This window comes from Streptomyces lancefieldiae (genome assembly GCF_031845825.1).
GTDB classification, from domain to species: domain Bacteria; phylum Actinomycetota; class Actinomycetes; order Streptomycetales; family Streptomycetaceae; genus Streptomyces; species Streptomyces lancefieldiae.
Genome location: NZ_JAVRFH010000087.1, coordinates 1 through 15158 on the forward strand (window position 1 = coordinate 1; position 15158 = coordinate 15158).

General features: G+C 68.0%; 15 protein-coding genes and 3 pseudogenes. 10 read left to right on the forward strand and 8 right to left on the reverse strand.

Going from position 1 to position 15158, the window contains the following annotated elements:
• Nucleotides 1-94 (reverse strand): transposase (locus RM812_RS38375; RefSeq protein ID WP_311584982.1); only part of this gene is annotated, 94 nt, incomplete at its 3' end.
• A gap of 619 nt (nt 95-713) precedes the next feature.
• Here RM812_RS38375 and RM812_RS38380 point away from each other — a divergent pair.
• Nucleotides 714-1787 (forward strand): hypothetical protein, encoded by a 1074-nt coding sequence (locus RM812_RS38380; protein ID WP_311584941.1) that lies wholly within the window; start codon nt 714-716, stop codon nt 1785-1787.
• Between the two features lie 220 nt (nt 1788-2007).
• On the opposite strand, the gene RM812_RS38385 is transcribed toward RM812_RS38380, so the two are convergent.
• A complete protein-coding gene (locus RM812_RS38385) occupies nt 2008-2925 on the reverse strand; it encodes an AraC family transcriptional regulator (protein ID WP_311584944.1) in 918 nt (305 codons plus the stop codon).
• Between the two features lie 79 nt (nt 2926-3004).
• Nucleotides 3005-3913 (reverse strand): zinc-binding dehydrogenase, encoded by a 909-nt coding sequence (locus RM812_RS38390; protein ID WP_311584947.1) that lies wholly within the window; start codon nt 3911-3913, stop codon nt 3005-3007.
• Nucleotides 3914-4105: 192 nt separating this feature from the next.
• Here RM812_RS38390 and RM812_RS38395 point away from each other — a divergent pair, with 192 nt between their 5' ends.
• Nucleotides 4106-4237, forward strand: a complete 132-nt coding sequence (locus RM812_RS38395; protein WP_311584950.1) for an NUDIX hydrolase — start codon at nt 4106-4108, stop codon at nt 4235-4237.
• 136 nt (nt 4238-4373) lie between these two features.
• Here the strand turns inward: RM812_RS38395 and RM812_RS38400 are convergent, their stop codons facing one another.
• Nucleotides 4374-5258 (reverse strand): recombinase family protein, encoded by an 885-nt coding sequence (locus RM812_RS38400; RefSeq protein ID WP_311584953.1) that lies wholly within the window; start codon nt 5256-5258, stop codon nt 4374-4376.
• Nucleotides 5259-5927: 669 nt separating this feature from the next.
• Between RM812_RS38400 and RM812_RS38405 the strand changes: the two are divergent.
• Nucleotides 5928-6245 (forward strand): annotated as a pseudogene (locus tag RM812_RS38405) (transposase); the annotation flags it as partial.
• 24 nt (nt 6246-6269) lie between these two features.
• Nucleotides 6270-6380: pseudogene (locus tag RM812_RS38410) on the forward strand (TAXI family TRAP transporter solute-binding subunit); the annotation flags it as partial.
• A gap of 172 nt (nt 6381-6552) precedes the next feature.
• Here RM812_RS38410 and RM812_RS38415 read toward each other — a convergent pair.
• Nucleotides 6553-7623 carry a saccharopine dehydrogenase NADP-binding domain-containing protein gene (locus RM812_RS38415; protein WP_311584956.1) on the reverse strand — a complete coding sequence of 357 codons (1071 nt, stop codon included), beginning with the start codon at nt 7621-7623 and terminating at the stop codon, nt 6553-6555.
• A 48-nt stretch (nt 7624-7671) separates the two neighbouring features.
• Entirely contained in the window at nt 7672-8604 is a 933-nt protein-coding gene (locus RM812_RS38420; protein WP_311584959.1) for an NADP-dependent oxidoreductase, read from the reverse strand.
• Between the two features lie 118 nt (nt 8605-8722).
• Between RM812_RS38420 and RM812_RS38425 the strand changes: the two genes are divergently transcribed.
• The 3 genes from RM812_RS38425 (at nt 8723) to RM812_RS38435 (ending at nt 11157) form a co-directional block, all read left to right on the forward strand.
• Complete coding sequence (locus RM812_RS38425; RefSeq protein WP_311584962.1) at nt 8723-9289, forward strand: TetR family transcriptional regulator; 567 nt, start codon at nt 8723-8725, stop codon at nt 9287-9289.
• A 405-nt stretch (nt 9290-9694) separates the two neighbouring features.
• Nucleotides 9695-10543: an oxidoreductase gene (locus RM812_RS38430; RefSeq protein ID WP_311584965.1), complete on the forward strand. Its 849-nt coding sequence runs from the start codon at nt 9695-9697 to the stop codon at nt 10541-10543.
• The gene (locus RM812_RS38435; protein WP_311584968.1) at nt 10543-11157 is read left to right on the forward strand and encodes a TetR/AcrR family transcriptional regulator; all 615 of its coding nucleotides are present in this window, start codon (nt 10543-10545) and stop codon (nt 11155-11157) included. The genes RM812_RS38430 and RM812_RS38435 overlap by 1 nt, the downstream gene beginning before the upstream one ends.
• Before the next feature lie 136 nt (nt 11158-11293).
• Here the strand turns inward: RM812_RS38435 and RM812_RS38440 are convergent, their stop codons facing one another.
• Entirely contained in the window at nt 11294-11890 is a 597-nt protein-coding gene (locus tag RM812_RS38440; RefSeq protein WP_311584972.1) for a TetR/AcrR family transcriptional regulator, read from the reverse strand.
• A 109-nt stretch (nt 11891-11999) separates the two neighbouring features.
• Here RM812_RS38440 and RM812_RS38445 point away from each other — a divergent pair, with 109 nt between their 5' ends.
• The 3 genes from RM812_RS38445 (at nt 12000) to RM812_RS38455 (ending at nt 15031) form a co-directional block, all read left to right on the forward strand.
• On the forward strand, nt 12000-13205 hold the full coding sequence (locus tag RM812_RS38445) for an alpha/beta hydrolase family protein (RefSeq protein WP_311584975.1): 1206 nt from the start codon (nt 12000-12002) through the stop codon (nt 13203-13205).
• Between the two features lie 485 nt (nt 13206-13690).
• Nucleotides 13691-14410: an IS6 family transposase gene (locus RM812_RS38450; protein WP_311584978.1), complete on the forward strand. Its 720-nt coding sequence runs from the start codon at nt 13691-13693 to the stop codon at nt 14408-14410.
• A gap of 342 nt (nt 14411-14752) precedes the next feature.
• Nucleotides 14753-15031, forward strand: a complete 279-nt coding sequence (locus tag RM812_RS38455; RefSeq protein WP_311584980.1) for a hypothetical protein — start codon at nt 14753-14755, stop codon at nt 15029-15031.
• Between the two features lie 13 nt (nt 15032-15044).
• On the opposite strand, the pseudogene RM812_RS43435 reads toward RM812_RS38455, so the two are convergent.
• A pseudogene (locus RM812_RS43435) lies at nt 15045-15158 on the reverse strand (IS630 family transposase); the annotation flags it as partial.

The following is a 15158-nucleotide window of genomic DNA, read 5'->3' on the forward strand; positions in this document are numbered from 1 at the left end:
GCTCCACCGACTTGCGCCCGCCGTCCAGCAGCAGACCCCGCAGATAGACCCCGCCCCACCGGCGCTGATCCGCCCGCGCGAACGGCTCGAACATCTCCGCCGCGAAGTCCTCCAGATCACACCGGACGCAGCCAACTCCCCACCCAGCACACCCGGTCAACGACACGACCAATCAAGAAGACACGCCACCACGGACCGCACATGACCAAGCACTACTAGCGATGGCGTGACGGCCCACTGCCGCAAAGGTGCTGCCCCGAGGAGTGAAAGCTGTTTGTCAGGGACACCACTCGTGTGATGAAGAGTAGTCACGCCGCAGAGGGCGGCTGGTTTCCTTCGATGCCAGATCAGGCCCCCGCCCCTGTACCCCCCGAGCCAGGGCGGAGGCCCCTTCCATGCCGTGCGGTCCGGACGGACCGGGAATGTGGACCGGTGTGTCCGTGTTGGAGAAGGTGTGGCGGTGAAGGGGACAGCGTCCCCGGGCCTCACCTATCGCCTGCAGGGAAGATCGTTCGGCTGAAGTTCTGCAGAGCCTTTCGCCGCGTAGGCGGCCGCCCTTCACCACTACGTACTTCGATCAGCCCATCGCTCCACCTCCCGATCAAGACGCTGCGACGATCAGTTGAATCCGTCCTGAACACAGCGTGCCGGTAGATAGACCCCCGCGCGGTGGGTGCGGAGGCTGTCGTGGTGTCCTTCGTAGCGTCTTGTGCATGCCTCGAAGTGAACCCAGCAAGGCTGATCAGGAGCTGATGCAGCATGCCCGCGCGCAGGGCTATGCGGTCAGCGCGAGTCAGCTTGAGCGATGGCGTCGGCGCGGCCTGCTGCCGCAACCGACGCGTGTCTACCGCGGCCGGCACGGTACCGCCTCGGTCTACCCGGACGGAACGGGCGACCTTGTCTGTGCGCTCGCCCGGCACAGTACTCCTGGACGGAGGGGCGACGATCTGGCACTTCTTGCGTTCTTCGACGGCGCCGATGTCCCAGAAGCAGCGCTCAAGCTCGCGATTGCGGCCGCGTACTTCAACGGCCGCCTCCGTCATGAAAGGGTGGTCGCACGGGCCGCGGCAGGTGTTCCTGAAGGGTGGGAGTCAGTTCTCGGGCAAGAGTATGAGGCGGCCGAAGCTGAGGCCCGGACCGAGCTGGCCAAGGGCGGACAAGTGGTGCGCCAGATGAGGAGCAACCTGCGACGTCTTCCGGACCTTGCTGGTGCTCCGCAGCGAGAGGTCGACGAGCGACTTATCGGCGTCCTCGTGGGGCTGAACATGTTGCGCTTGCCCGAGGACGATCACGCGTTCATGGCCGACCTTTCAGCAGCGCTGGCCTTCGACTGCACCCTGTACGACGAGGACGTCTTTGCGGTATGGGAGTACGCGGCCATCTCGCACTCAGCCCAGATGGGCCGTTATGAGGAGACCTCTCCCGAGGAGCGTTTCAAACTGCTTCTGGGGACGAGCCAGGAAGAGCTTCGTGACCTGCGTAAAGAGGTACGGACAGCCGTCGATCAGATGTGGCACCGCGCGACCTTGGGGCTGGAGTCTGAAGCAGACCTTTCCCGTCCCTGGATGGCCCGTCACTCGGCCGCCATGTTGATGGAATGGATGAGTGCACGACAAGTTCAGCCAGGGAAAGTCTCCCTGGCCGATCGCTACTTCCTGAGTCTTGGCCTTCTCCAGCTGCGCTGTCTTGCCGCCGAGCGCAGCGCGGGCGGGGCATGGCAGCATCCCGTCGGGGAGGGTCGTGCAGAATTCATCGCCCGCACCACGGGATCCCAGCACAGATCCTGAGTGACGACCCCCGCCGGCGGGCCGCCAAACACACTGCTGCGGCGCCACAATCGAGATCCGCCCTCGACAGCCCCACCGGAACAGAGACGATGCCCGGCTCGATCCGGCGGCCGATTGATCGAATGCCTCAAAGCGCGTCCAGCCGAGTTCACGCGGCCATGAGCCCGTCTGGCACCCGGGAGACGGCACCCGACTGGTGCTGACGTCTCCCGAGCCCGGATCACTTGCGAAGTCGAGAACGGTACTCGCCCGGGGCAGTGCCTCGGGCACGTCTGAAGGCACGGCTGAAAGCGTGCGGAGAGCCGTATCCGACCGCACCGGAGATCGACTCGACCGGCTCATCGGTATCGCGGAGCCGGACGGACGCCAGGTCGATGCGCCACTGCGTCACGTACGCGCCCGGCGTCTGTCCGAGGGCGGACCGGAAACGCCTGGACAGCGTCGCCCGGGAGACGCTCGTCGCGGCGGCCAGGGTCTCCGTGGTCCAGGGGAGTCCCGGTTGGGCGTGGACACATGCCAGAGCGTCGCGCACGACCGGATCACGCATCGCTCCCAGCCATGAGCCGGACTGCTCCTGCGGGTGGCGGGCCAGCCAGGCGCGTACGAACTGGACGAGCAGAAGGTCGACGATGCTGTTGATGGCGGCGGTGGTGCCGATCTGCGGCTGTGCGAGCTCGGCAGCGAGAAGTTCGACGGTCCTTCTGAGCTGCGCGTTCTCCCGGGCTGTGACGTGCATCGGCCGAGCGAGGGAGGTAAGCACCGGTGTGCGCACCTCCGGGTCCTGCTCATAGTGCAGGACGATCACTTCCGTCTGCACCGGCGCCGAGCCCAGACGCATGGCCCGGCCATCGCCAAAAGCTCGGGCCGCCTCTTCCCGGTCGCAGGAACCCATCGTCACGCCGGCGCCGCCGGCTATCCCGTGTGCGGTGCCCGGCGACACCAGGACGGCGTCTCCGGCCTGCACCTGAAGAGGCTTCTCGCCTGTGACGTGGAGCCACATAGTGCCGCGGGACACCACATGCAGTGCCGCTCCCGGATAGGAGTCCAGCCACAGGCCCCAGGTTCCTCCGGCCTTCAGCATGACCCCGAGCGCCCCACGCGCACCCGAAACACGCAAGACCTCCGCCAGCACATCCATGGGGTCCATTCTCGTCCACCGCCGCGAACCGCCGCCGTCGGCCGATCGGCCGACGACGCATGTGTCCTCGTTTACAGCTTCAGGCCACGTCTAGAACGATTTTTCCGTGCACCTTTCGCGCGAACAGCGCCTGGACGGCGTCGCCCACGTCCTGCCAGTCGCCTCGAAGTCCGACCGGTGCCGAGAGCCTCCCGGCGGCCATGAGGCCCAGCAGGTCCGTCAGCTCCCCGCCGGTCGGCGTCATGTCGCCATAGGTGGCGATGCTGCGGGGCTCGCCGAAGCCGAACAAGGCCCCTGACGGGAACGTGGTTTCCTGCCCCGAGGAGTAACCGACCAGGTGGATGCTGCCGCCCTCGGCGAGGGAACTCCACGCCTGGGCCACCAGTGGCCCGCCGACCGTGTCCAGGACGAGGTCGAACCGGTCCCCGGTCTCGGCCAAGTCGGTCAGGACCCTGTCGGCGCCGAGTTCACGGAGCCCGGCGGCCCGCTCCGGCGAACCGACGAGTGCCGTCACCCGGGCGCCCGCCAGCGCCGCCAGCTGGACGGCGAAGTGCCCCACGCCCCCGCTGGCGCCGGTGATCAGCACGTCGCGCGCCAGCAGGGAACGCTTGCGCAGCACCCGCAATGCGGTGACCCCGGCGATCCCCAGCGCGGCGGCGTCGGCCAGATCCACGCCCTCGGGGACGGTGCCGAGAGAGGCGGGGCTGACTGCCACCCGTTCCGCCCACGCGTGGGGAGCCATTCCCACTGCGACGCGCGTACCTTCGGGCGGCCCCGAGCCGTCGGATGCGGCGCGCACCACGACGCCGGCCGCGTCGTGACCGTGTACGGCGCCGGCCGGCCACTGGTGCACGTAATTCAGTTCTCCGAAGTTGAGACAGATGTGCCGTATCTCCACCAACGCCTCACCGGTGGACGGTACGGGCTCATCGACATCGGCGAACCGGACGGGTCCGGCCTCGCTGTGATCGACCACAAGGGCGCGCATAGGGGCGTGTTTCCTTCTCTCGTGGATGTGCCTGAACATTCGGCGCGGCAACAAACCGAGTGTGCAAATGCCGCACTGCCGTCTTCTTGGAACCCTACGCAGGACCGTGTCAGCGACCAGACCCATGAGAATCAATCAGTTGACGATCTGTGTCAGTGCGGGTCACGGCGCGTCGAGCCCTGCGCCCAGCGGGTGGAAATCGGTGTCTGGGACGCGCCCGACCGCGACCCGCGCGGCCGGTACGCCACCGTCGCGTACGCGGCCGTCGTCCCCGCCGACACCCAGATCGCCGCCCGGGACGACGCCCGCACCGCCGGCTGGTGACCCCTGGACGATCTGCCGGAACGACTCGCGTTCGACCACGCCGCCATCCTCAGCGCGGCCGTGACATCAACCTCCCTAAGGGGTATCGCCGAGATACGGGTCAAAGGGGCAATGAGTTGATCTTGAAGCCCTGGGATCAGGTGGCGCCTTCGGCCTCGTCGGTGTCGGCGAGGATGCGGTAGACGGTGGCGACCGAGGGTCGCTGGCCTTTGTTCTTGCCCGAGGTGATTACCAGCTTCTGCGCGATCTGCGGTACGGGTACACCGTTGGCCCGCAGAGTGCGGGCGTAGTCGGCCATGTCGTCGTCGACGACCTTGGGCCGCCCGCCGTGCCGGCCACGCTCGCGGGCGGATGCCTGGCCTTCGAGGGACTTCTCCCGGATGTATTCGCGCTCGGACTCGGCCATGCCGGCGAAGAACGCGAAGAGGGCGGCGCCGTGCCCGGACGGGTCGTAGACCCCTTGGAGGGGGCCGCTGAGGAGTTCGAGCTGGATAGCGTGGTGGCGCAGGTCCTCGGCGATGGCCAGGAGTTCGGCGGCGCCGCGTCCCAGGCGCTTCATCTCATGGACGGTGAAGATGACTCGCTGGTGCGGGACGGCCTTCTTGATGGTGCGGGCGAAGTCCATCGCCTTGACGAACTCCGGCCGCACCTTGACACGGGTGCTGATCTTCTCGGAGAAGACCGGATCGCACCCGGCTTCCGCCAGGGCGTCGAGCTGGCTCTGAAGCTCCTGCTGGGCGGTACTGCAACGGGCATACCCCACCCTCGTGGGCTTCGCCTGGGCCTCGGGTACCGCGGCGTCGATCGCCGGGCCCATCTCCCACGCGCGGCCGGGGCCGCGGTCGGCGGGAGTCTTCACCTCCAGCTCGGCGCGGAGCTGGGGCACGAGCATGAAGCGCGGGGTGTGGTACTTCGGGGCGACCTTGCCGCCGCGAGTGCGGCAGGTGCTTCCGGCGGGCACCGCACAGGTCGGACAGTCGAACTGTTCGACGGCGGCGGCCGGTTCGGCGGGCTGGGGCATGTCGCAAAACCTATCGCAAGGGGCATTATGCGAAAGCTGTTTTGCGAGAGGTTGTGAGAACGAGGATCAGGGGTCCCAGTAGTTCTCGCCGAAAAAACAACGCTAAGGACTGAGCCGCAGGTCAGCATGCGGGTTCCACTGGGGGTCCTGGCAGTCTGTGCGTCGTACTCGCGGAGCATCCGCATGACGGTGGCGAGTGAGAGGTGTTGGCCGCGTTTCTTGCCGGTGCGGATGACGAGTCGGGAGGCGATCTCCCGCAGAGACATGTGAACGCCCTGCCCGGCGCTCGAGACCCGGGATCCGAGCGCCGGTCGTACGTGGGCAGCGGCCAGGGACTCCAGCTGAAAGGTCTGCCGAGACCGACCGCATCGCGAGCTGTTACGAGCTTCCAGGAGCCGGCTCCTGGCCTGTGTGGTCACAGACGGCCGTGGAGCCCGTAGCGGCCGGGCGGGAGGTGCCCCGATAGCCGCCTTCACGCAGGATTCCGTCGATCGCGGCGTTGACGGACTCGGCGCAGAAGGCGGCCGCTCGCAGGTTACGCAGTGCGTTCAGCAGGGCCTTGGGGTCGCGTGCGTCCAGTGCTTGGGTGCAGCGGCGGCTGGGCCTTGACCCGGAATCTTGGACACGGGCTATGCGGCTTGGGCCAGGGTAGTTGTTGTCGTGTCGAGTGCAGTCGCCGGGGACAAGGCTTACTCGTCCCGCGGCAACCGCGCCCACCTGCGCAAACGCCGCATCGAGGCGGTTATCCCGGAGAAGAAGGACCAGACCGCCAACCGGAAGAAGAAGGGCTCCGCAGGAGGCCGGCCCGTCAGCCACGACGCCGACCTCTACAAGGACCGGAACACCGTCGAACGCCTGATCGACAAGCTCAAGGCATGGCGAGGCATCGCCACCCGATACGACAAGACACCCGCGAGCTACCTCGCCGGAATCTACCTGCGCGCCTCGATGATCTGGCTCAAGGACCTCACCCGGACCATCTGTTGATCACAACCGAATACGCGCCCTAGTCCCGGCAGCGCGGTGGGCACCCAGTTCCTCGACGTCCGCAGCTTGATCGGCACGGGCGGTGTGCCCCTGCACCCCGGGGCGCTGGCAGCGTATCGGTCGTTACACGGGTGATCGTGGGAGCTGCGCCGGGGGCCGCCCACGTCGGACGGTCCGGCCCGTGCCCGGATGACGCCCGCGCGCGCAGCCGTTCTCCAGGCCCCAGACACCACCGGAAACGCCGCAGTCGACGAAGCCGATGTCCTCGGCCGCGAATTCCGGCGTATCGATCAGGGCCGGCGGCAGGTCACCGTCGGCCGGGCTGGGGCAGCAGATAGGTGGCGCCGCACGATTCGGCGAAGGTGGGGCCGAAAAGGGCGGCCGGGGTGTATGCGCCAGGCCGGCCCTTGTCGGCCAGCAGCCGCCGGGCGATCTCTGCGGACACTGCTCCGGTGAACTCCTGCGCGTCGCCCAGGCGCAGCCAGCCCTCTCGGGTCTCGCCGTCGCTCCAGGTCACGACGCCGTGTCCCCAGGAGTGATCGCGGGGGCGTTCCTTCGCTCTGACGTGTACCCGGGCGAGGTGGCGTGTGGTGAACGAGCGCAGCCGTTCCGATCGCATGAGGGTGCTCAGGGTGGGCATCATCGCCCGGAACAGGGCGGAGGAGGGCGCTTCGCTGGTCGCCGAAAGTACATGGCGGGCCCGGCTCGCTCGGTGGGCCGCAAGCAGCTCGCCCGACGGCATGCTCGCGGTGGTGACCTGCGAGCCGTCCGGCAGTGTGAGGCGCTCCGCGTCGCTGAAGATCCGGGCGGGTGCCAGGTGGCCATCGGTGATCCGACGGCCTTGGAGGCTGCCCAAGAGGGTGCCGATCAAGGCTTCACCAGCGGTGCCTTCCTCCATCGCGATCGAGGGCACCATGTCGACCCGGACCCGCAGGGGAGCGGGCCGTCCCTCGCAAAGCTTCACCACGACGCTCTCGGTGGCGGTCACGCCGAACCCGGCACCCGTGATCACCGTATGCCCCGCCTGGACGGCCGCGTCGTGCATCTCGTACGCGGCGGAGAGCGCCGCGACATCGTTCGCCAGGTCGATGTAGTGGCTGCCGACGGCGCGGCAGGCGTCGACGACCCCCGGGGCCGTCGTGGTGAACGGTCCAACCGTGTTGATGACCACGGCGGGGTGTCGCTGCCGGATCTCCGCGGCAGCGGCCGTAAGGGATGGGACCGGCAGGGTCTCGCTGCCGGTCTGCTGTGCTGTGGCGTGCAGGCGATTCGCGTCCCGGCCGACGAGGACGGCTGTCAGGCCGAGCCGGGCCAGCTGCGCTGCGATGGTACGGGCGCTGCGCCCGGTGCCGCCGAGCACCCATATCTGTGCAGTCATTCGAAGAGTTCCTCTGATCGAGAGGCGAGGGCCGGGCGGATGTGAGGGTCAGCCGGTCGTGATGACGAGCTTGCCGCCCTTGGGTGTGCCCTCGCGCTCAAGCTCGGTCAGCGCCTTGATGGCATCGGTGAGCGGCACCGTGCGAGCGATCGGCACCCGCAGGGTGCCGCGTCCGGCGGCGCGTGCGACCTCCTCGAGATCCGCTGTGACGGGCCTGGTGATCAAGACGTTGTACGGGCCCGGCAGTGCGCTCTTCGCCATGTTCGCGGGTGTGGGGTGGATGCTGACGATGCGTCCGCCCGGCTTCAGCATCTTCTTGGCGGCATCAGTCGGCAGCGTGTCTGCGGTGTCGAGGACGAGGTCGAATCGCCCGCTGAGCCCCGTCGGGTCGAAGCCGAACTCGACAATCGGGTCGAGGCCGAGGTCGCGCGCGTCCTGCGTGGCGGTGGCTCGGCAGCTGCCTCCCACCGAGGCGCCGTGCGCCAGCGCGATCTGGGCGCCGGCTCGGCCGACTCCACCGAGGCAGCCGCTGATGAAGACCGATTGGCCGCGCTGCAGCTTTCCCTTCTTGACCACGGCCTGGAGTGCGGTGAGGCCAACGGTCGGGATGGCGGCGGCCTCCTCGAAGGAGAGGTTCGCGGGCTTGTTCACGACGCCCCGCTCCTCGGCGAGGACCATCTCGGCGAAAGCCCCCGATGCCTTGATGGACGCCCCGCCCAGCACTTCGTCGCCGACGGCGAGCCGCGTGACGTCCTTGCCGACCGCCTCGACGATGCCCGCGAAGTCGTAGCCCAGTGCGCGCGGGAACTTCCGCCCCGTAACCATCTTCATGGCGCCGCTGCGGATACCCCAGTCCATCGGATTGGCCGCGGCTGCCCGCACGCGTACCAGGACCTCGCCGGAGCCAGGACGAGCGGGCTCGAAATCTTCCAGACGCATGACTTCGGGACCGCCGTACTGGTGGTACTGAATGCGCTTCATCAGGGCCTCCACTAAGTGATGTCATCGAGCGACATGACTCTACCACCGCGATGTCATTGAGTGACATCACGGCAAGTGGAGCGGGGTGTCACGAGATGACATCACCTACACTCTCGGCATGGGACGGTGGAAGCCTGGGGCCGGTGACCGGCTGCGCGAGGCAGCGCTGTCGCTCTATCTGGAGCGCGGCTTCGAGCAGACGACGGTGGCGGACATAGCCGAGCGGGCGGGCGTCACTGCCCGCACGTTCTTCCGGTATTTCGCCGACAAGCGCGAGGTCCTCTTCGACGCCTCCTCCGTGCTGGAAGAGAAGTCGCTGGCTGCTCTCGAGGGGGTGCCGGCCACGGCGTCGGCGCTGGTTTCTGTCGCGGCCGTACTCGACAGCGTGGCCCGGATGGTGGGCGGTGACCGTGAGCTCGCCCGGAAGCGACAGGCCGTGATCATGGCCAACGCAGATCTCCGCGAACGAGAGTTGATCAAGCTCACATCCCTGTCGGCCGCCCTGGCCGACAGGTTGCGCCGGCGAGGCGTCGGCGACATCGAGGCCGGCCTGGCCGCCGAGACCAGCATCGCCGTGTTCCGCGTCGCCTTCTCGCGATGGGTCACCGCCGCTGACGATCAAGACTTGCAAGACGTCATCCGCGAGACCTTGGACCGACTGCGGACCCTGGCCGCCGATCGCTGAACCACATTCCGGTCCGCCCGCCTGTCGACGTTGAACAGCCCACCCAGCCCTTCCTGTCATCTGTCAACAAGGCTCGTGGTCGATACGGCTGGGCGGTTTCGCTCGGCCGCGGGTGCCATCGATGGCGCGTGGAGGAGGGTCTTCACCGCACTCACAGCCAGGCGGAGCATGCGGGTGCCCCAGCTGGGCCGTCTCGGTGGACTCCACGATGGTGTGCGCCCCCGGCCCCGTCCAGGTCAAGGTTCTGTCGGGTGGTCGAGGCCCGTTTGTGGGCCAGGCTCGCCGCCAGGGGCCGCTTCCGTAGGTACTGCCAGAATCGACGTGGCGACTATAAAAATCGACACCGTGCAGACTTTTGCTGAAGAGGGAGACTGGCTCCCTCGATACCTCCCTGGAGGCGGAACAGTGGCGAAGCAGAATTGGCTCATCACCGGCGTCAGCACGGGCCTGGGGCGCGCTTTCGCCCAGGCCGCCCTGGCAGTCGGGCACACAGTCGTCGGTACCGTCCGTTCCGAGAAGGATTTGCGGTCGTTCGAAGAGCTCAGGCCAGGGCGCGCTCACGGCCGGATCCTGGACGTGAGGGACGATGACGCCGTGTCCGGCGTGGTCGCCGGGGCCGAGAGCAGTGTCGGCCCGCTGGATGTCGTCATCGCCAATGCCGGGTACGGCTTGGAGGGGACCTTCGAGGAAACCCCGCTGGCCGAGGTGCGGCGGCAGTTCGAGGTCAACGTGTTCGGGGCGGCGGCCACCCTGCGGTCGGCGCTGCCCCACATGCGCCGGCGTCGCCGGGGACACCTGATGGCCGTCACCTCCATGGGCGGGCTGGTGGCGGTGCCCGGCATGTCCGCCTACTGCGGCAGCAAGTTCGCCCTGGAAGGCATGTTGGAGGCGCTGGGCAAGGAGGTCGCGCAGTTCGGGGTCCACGTGACGGCGATCGAGCCCGGCTCCTTCCGCACTGACTGGGCCGGACGGTCCATGACACGCACCGCGCAGTCCATCGACGACTACGACGAGCTGTTCACCCCCATCCGCGAGGCGCGGCAGAAGGCCAGCGGGAACCAGCTGGGCAATCCGGCCAAGGCCGGGGAAGCGGTCGTGCACATCGCGTCGGTCGAGCAGCCGCCGGCCCACCTCGTCCTGGGCTCGGACGCGCTGCGACTGGTCACCACCGCGCGCACGGCAGTGGACGACGACATCCGTGCGTGGGAGATGCTCTCGCGTACGACCGACTTTGCCGAGGGCGCTCAGCTTTGATGGCCGGTGACCGGCCCGGGCGGAGCCGTCGTATCACCGAACGCAAGGGCGACGTTCGGGAGCGGGCCATCCTCGACGCCTGCGAGGCCCTGCTGGTGCAACAGGGCTATGACGCCATGACCGTCGGAGACATCGCCCAGGGCGCGGGCATCACCCGGGGTGCTCTGTACTTCTACTTCGGCTCCAAGCAGGAAGTGGTCACGGCGCTCGTGGCCCGAACTGTCGAGCACCTGTGGAAACGGTCCGAAGCCACCGCGCGGACCGACGAGCCGCGCCAGGCCATCGCAGTGGCCCTGGAACGAACGGTCGAGCTGTGGAACGAGCACGGCCTGGTCATGCGCACGGCCATCGACCTGTCGTTGACCGTGCCGGAGATCGGCGAGCTGTGGAAGCACACGGCCGACTTGTTCATCGCGGCCATCACTGCCGTCCTGGAGCGCGCCGGCGTCCAGGCCGGCGCCGCATCGGACCAGGCCTCGGCGATGGCGCGCGCCCTGTGCTGGATGATCGAGCGGACCTTCTACCACGCCTCGCAGGAATCCCGCGAGAAGCTTCAGGAGGCGTCGGCGACCTGCGAACACATCTGGCTGACCAGCGCAGGCCTGATCGCCTGACGCATCTGCCATGGACACGGCGAGGGTCGACCGCGAATTCCCGGCCGGCCCTCGCCCCGTGAAGTGGACACCGGACCCGGTCAAGTGACCACGGATCTTAACCGGGCAGCTATTCCGCTGATGGGAATCGGTTCGGCTATGCAGCGAGGGCGGCAATGACCTTGTCGGTCATACGGTCAAGGAGGCCCGGTTCGGTGGGGGCCTGCCGGACTGCGGTGGCCCAGTACAGCGGGCCCGCCAGGAAGTCGAGGCCGAGGTCCAGGTCGGTGTCGGCGGGCAGCTCGCCGCGTTCGACGGCCCGGCGCAGGATCGTACCGACCTTTTCGCGGCGCTCTTCGCCGATGCGTTCGCCCAACGTGGCGGCGATGCCCGGGTGGTATGCACGAGCGGCGAGCAGGTCGGGCAGGATGCGGGAGACCAGCGGATGACGCAATGCCTGTTCGGTCTTGGTGAGGTAAGCCAGTACGTCGCCGCGCAGGCTGCCGGTGTCGGGGGTGTCGGCGGCGGTCACCGAGACCTGGACGAGGAGGTCGACGGTCATGGCCTCCTTGGACGACCAGCGCCGGTAGATGGCCGCCTTGCCGGTGCCGGCGCGGCGGGCGACGGCTTCCAAGGACATTTTCCCGTAGCCGACTTCGGCGAGCTCCTCGAAGAAGGCGGTACGGAGTGCGTCGGTGACGGTGTCCTGCAGGACCGGGCCGCCCGGAGGGCGGGCTGGGGCTGATCGACTCATGGCCGAAAGCATACCCAAGACGGAACGGTTGCGTCTCGGGTGATGGGGGCGTACGGTCTTATCAAGAGCGAGACGGAACCGATCCGTCTCGACAATGGATAGGACAACCATGGAGTTTCTCTTCGACGACGAGTCCTTCGCTTTCGAGACCCTGCGCACCGCCTGCTTCGCCCCCTATGGCGGCGCCGATCTCGGAGAAGTCATCGTCACTACTCGTGCCATCCCCGACGGTGATGAGGACGCCTGGTACCAGCAGTGGCGCGCCACCGCCGCCCGGGTCCACGCTCTGGGCGAGAAGGCGCTCGCCGCCGGCCACCGAGTGAGCGCTCGCGAAGCCCTCTTGAGGGCCTCGAACTACTACCGCACCGCTGAGTTCTACCTCCGCGACAACCCCTTCGACGATGACCGGGCCAAGGAGCTCTCGCGCCTGGCACGCAGCACGTTCGCCACGGCCGCCGCCCACCTGGACACCCCGGTCGAGCCGGTCTCGATCCCTTACGAGAACACGACCCTGCCCGGCTACCTCTTCCTGGTCGACGACTCCGGAACCCCGCGTCCAACCGTCATCTTCACCAGCGGATTCGACTCGATCCTGGAAGAGTCCTACTTCGCCGTCGCAGCGGCGGCCCTGCGCCGCGGCTATAACTGCCTCGCCTACGACGGCCCCGGGCAGGGCGCCGCCCTGCGCGAGCAGCGCCTGTTCTTCCGCCCCGACTGGGAAGCTGTCCTCACCCCTGTCGTCGACTACGCCCTCACCCGACCGGAGATCGAGCCCGACCGCATCACGCTGCACGGATACAGCTTCGGCGGCCACTTGATAGCCCGTGCCGCCGCCTTCGAGCACCGTGCTGCGGCCCTTGTATTGGACGGCGGCATCTACAGCTACTACGACGCCACCACCCGGCTGGTCCCGTCGTGGCTGCTGCAATGGGCCCTGGACGGCCGTGACGAAGAAGTCGAGCAGGCCCTGCCGCTGGCTCTGACACACAGCACATCCCTGCGCTGGGCTCTGCGCAACGGCGTCTGGACCTTCGGCGCCGACTCCATGCCCGATTACGTGCGCCGCTCCCGCTCCTACACCCTTGAGGGTGTCGCTCAGCAGATCACCACCCAGGCCCTCATCTTCGACCCGGACAACGACTTCGCCTTCAACGGCGAACCACTCCGCATGCACCAAGCCCTCAAAGGCCCAAGCACCCTGATCACCCTCCCCGAGACGGAAGGAGCCGGTGAACACTGCAGCTACGGCGGCCGCTCCACCCTCCACCAGCACATGTACGACTGGCTCGACGAGACCCTCCGGGCCCACGTCTAAAGGACCTTGGACCGTCGTTTCACTTGGCGAGCCGGCGGTGGTTGACGAGGCTGCTCCCCAGCTCCTCGGACACCGTCTGCTCAGCAAGGCTCGTCCTGCACAACACGCCACAGGCCCTGAGGAATCGACGTCTTGTCCCGTGGCGACAGTTACTGGCCCAATCACGGCACGACACGCGCCGTGCGCTTCGTTCGCGATGGCGGCCAAAAGAATCAGGGGCAAGAGGCGTCGGCGGTACCTCCGCAGTTCGCTGACGCCTACGCGTAAGAGCAGGCACGCCGTGCCGGGCGAGCCCCCTGCTCAGCGCGCGGGCCCGACGCCTCCGTAGGCGCGGGCGGTGCGGGGCTCAGCGTGAACGGTGTCGGGCGCTCAGGCGCTCCATCCACGGTGTGAAGGCGAGTAGCAGCAGGCTGTAGGGCGTTGTCTCGTTGGCTGACCGGCCTGGGATGATCGTGTAGTTGGTTGTGCCGGGGAGGGGTTCGCTCGTGTCGTCCGCGTCGCCGTCGTACAAGGGGCACCGGTACCCGGTCGAGGTGATCGCGCACTGCGTGTGGCTGTACTTCCGTTTCCCGCTCAGCTTCCGCGAGGTCGAGGAGCTGATGCTCGAGCGCGGCGTGCTCGTCTCCCACGAGACGGTCCGGCGCTGGTGCGCGAAGTTCGGGCAGATCTACGCGAACGGCCTGCGCCGCCGGCGGCCCCGGCCGGGCGCCAAGTGGCACCTGGACGAGGTCTTCGTGAGGATCAACGGTGAGTTGAAGTACCTGTGGCGGGCCGTGGACGCCGACGGCGCCGTCCTTGACATCCTTGTGCACAACCGGCGGGACAAGGCCGCGGCCCGGCGTTTCTTCCGTCGCCTGCTGAAGACGACCCGCACGGTGCCCCGGGTGATCGTCACCGACAAGCTGCGCTCCTACGGCGCCGCCCACCGCGAGGTCATGCCCTCGGTCGAGCACCGCTCGCACAAGGGCCTGAACAATCGGGCCGAGAACAGCCACCAGCCCACCCGGCAGCGCGAACGCGCCATGAAAGGCTTCCGCAGCGTCGGCGGAACCCAGCGGTTCCCGGCCGTATGCAGCGGCATCTCACCCCACTTCCCACCCCGCCGCCACCTGATGACCGCCCCCGGCTACCGAGCCGAGATGACCATCCGCTTCGCCATCTGGGACCAGATCACCCGCGCCGCCGGCCAGCCCGCCGAGGCCTGAGCACCGGCCCGGAACCCGGCCCCTCCCCACGCCCCGACGCGCCGCCACAGACCCACGCACCCGATAATGTGACAGCGCCCTGTGGAGGCCACATGATTCCCGCGACTGTGCCCACCGAAGCCATCTTCGATCGCGGCAACCTGCCCGATGAGTCGCGACCTTGGTGGAGCCGTCGCGGTTGAGGCGGAGGGCCACCCCGTCGCTGCTCGAGGTGGGTGAAGAGCTCATCGAAGTGCGCCGCGAACTGCTCCAACGGCCCCGGCGCGGCCGGAGACGGCTTCACTCTGGTCATCACCAACCCCCTCCACCGGTCAGCGAAAGCCGCCTACCCGCCCATCCCTTGTGACCCGCGCTTCGTGGTATCCCGCTCAGGCCGGGGACCGGCTCGCCATCACCATGGAGGCGACCGAGACCCTCCCGCAGTGGACCGAGGTCTACGAGGTGACCGAGGACGGGCAGGCGCTGCGGTTCGTGGGCAGTGACGCGCCCGAGGACCTCAAGGGCGGCTGGTACGCGGGCCCGTTCCCGAGCTGCACGACACGGACCCGTTCGAGACGCCGTGGATGGAGGCCGGGTCTTCAGCCCCGCTGGTCGGGCACCGGCGCTTCCCTTGAGCCCTGAGTTACTGAGGTTTTCACGGCGAGGTCGGTGGGGTGAGAGCCAGACCTGTGGCGGTCAGGCAGCCGTCGACCAGGTGGGGGCGGAGCTGGATCCTGCGTAACTCGCGGCGAAGGGTGCGGTCGAGGTC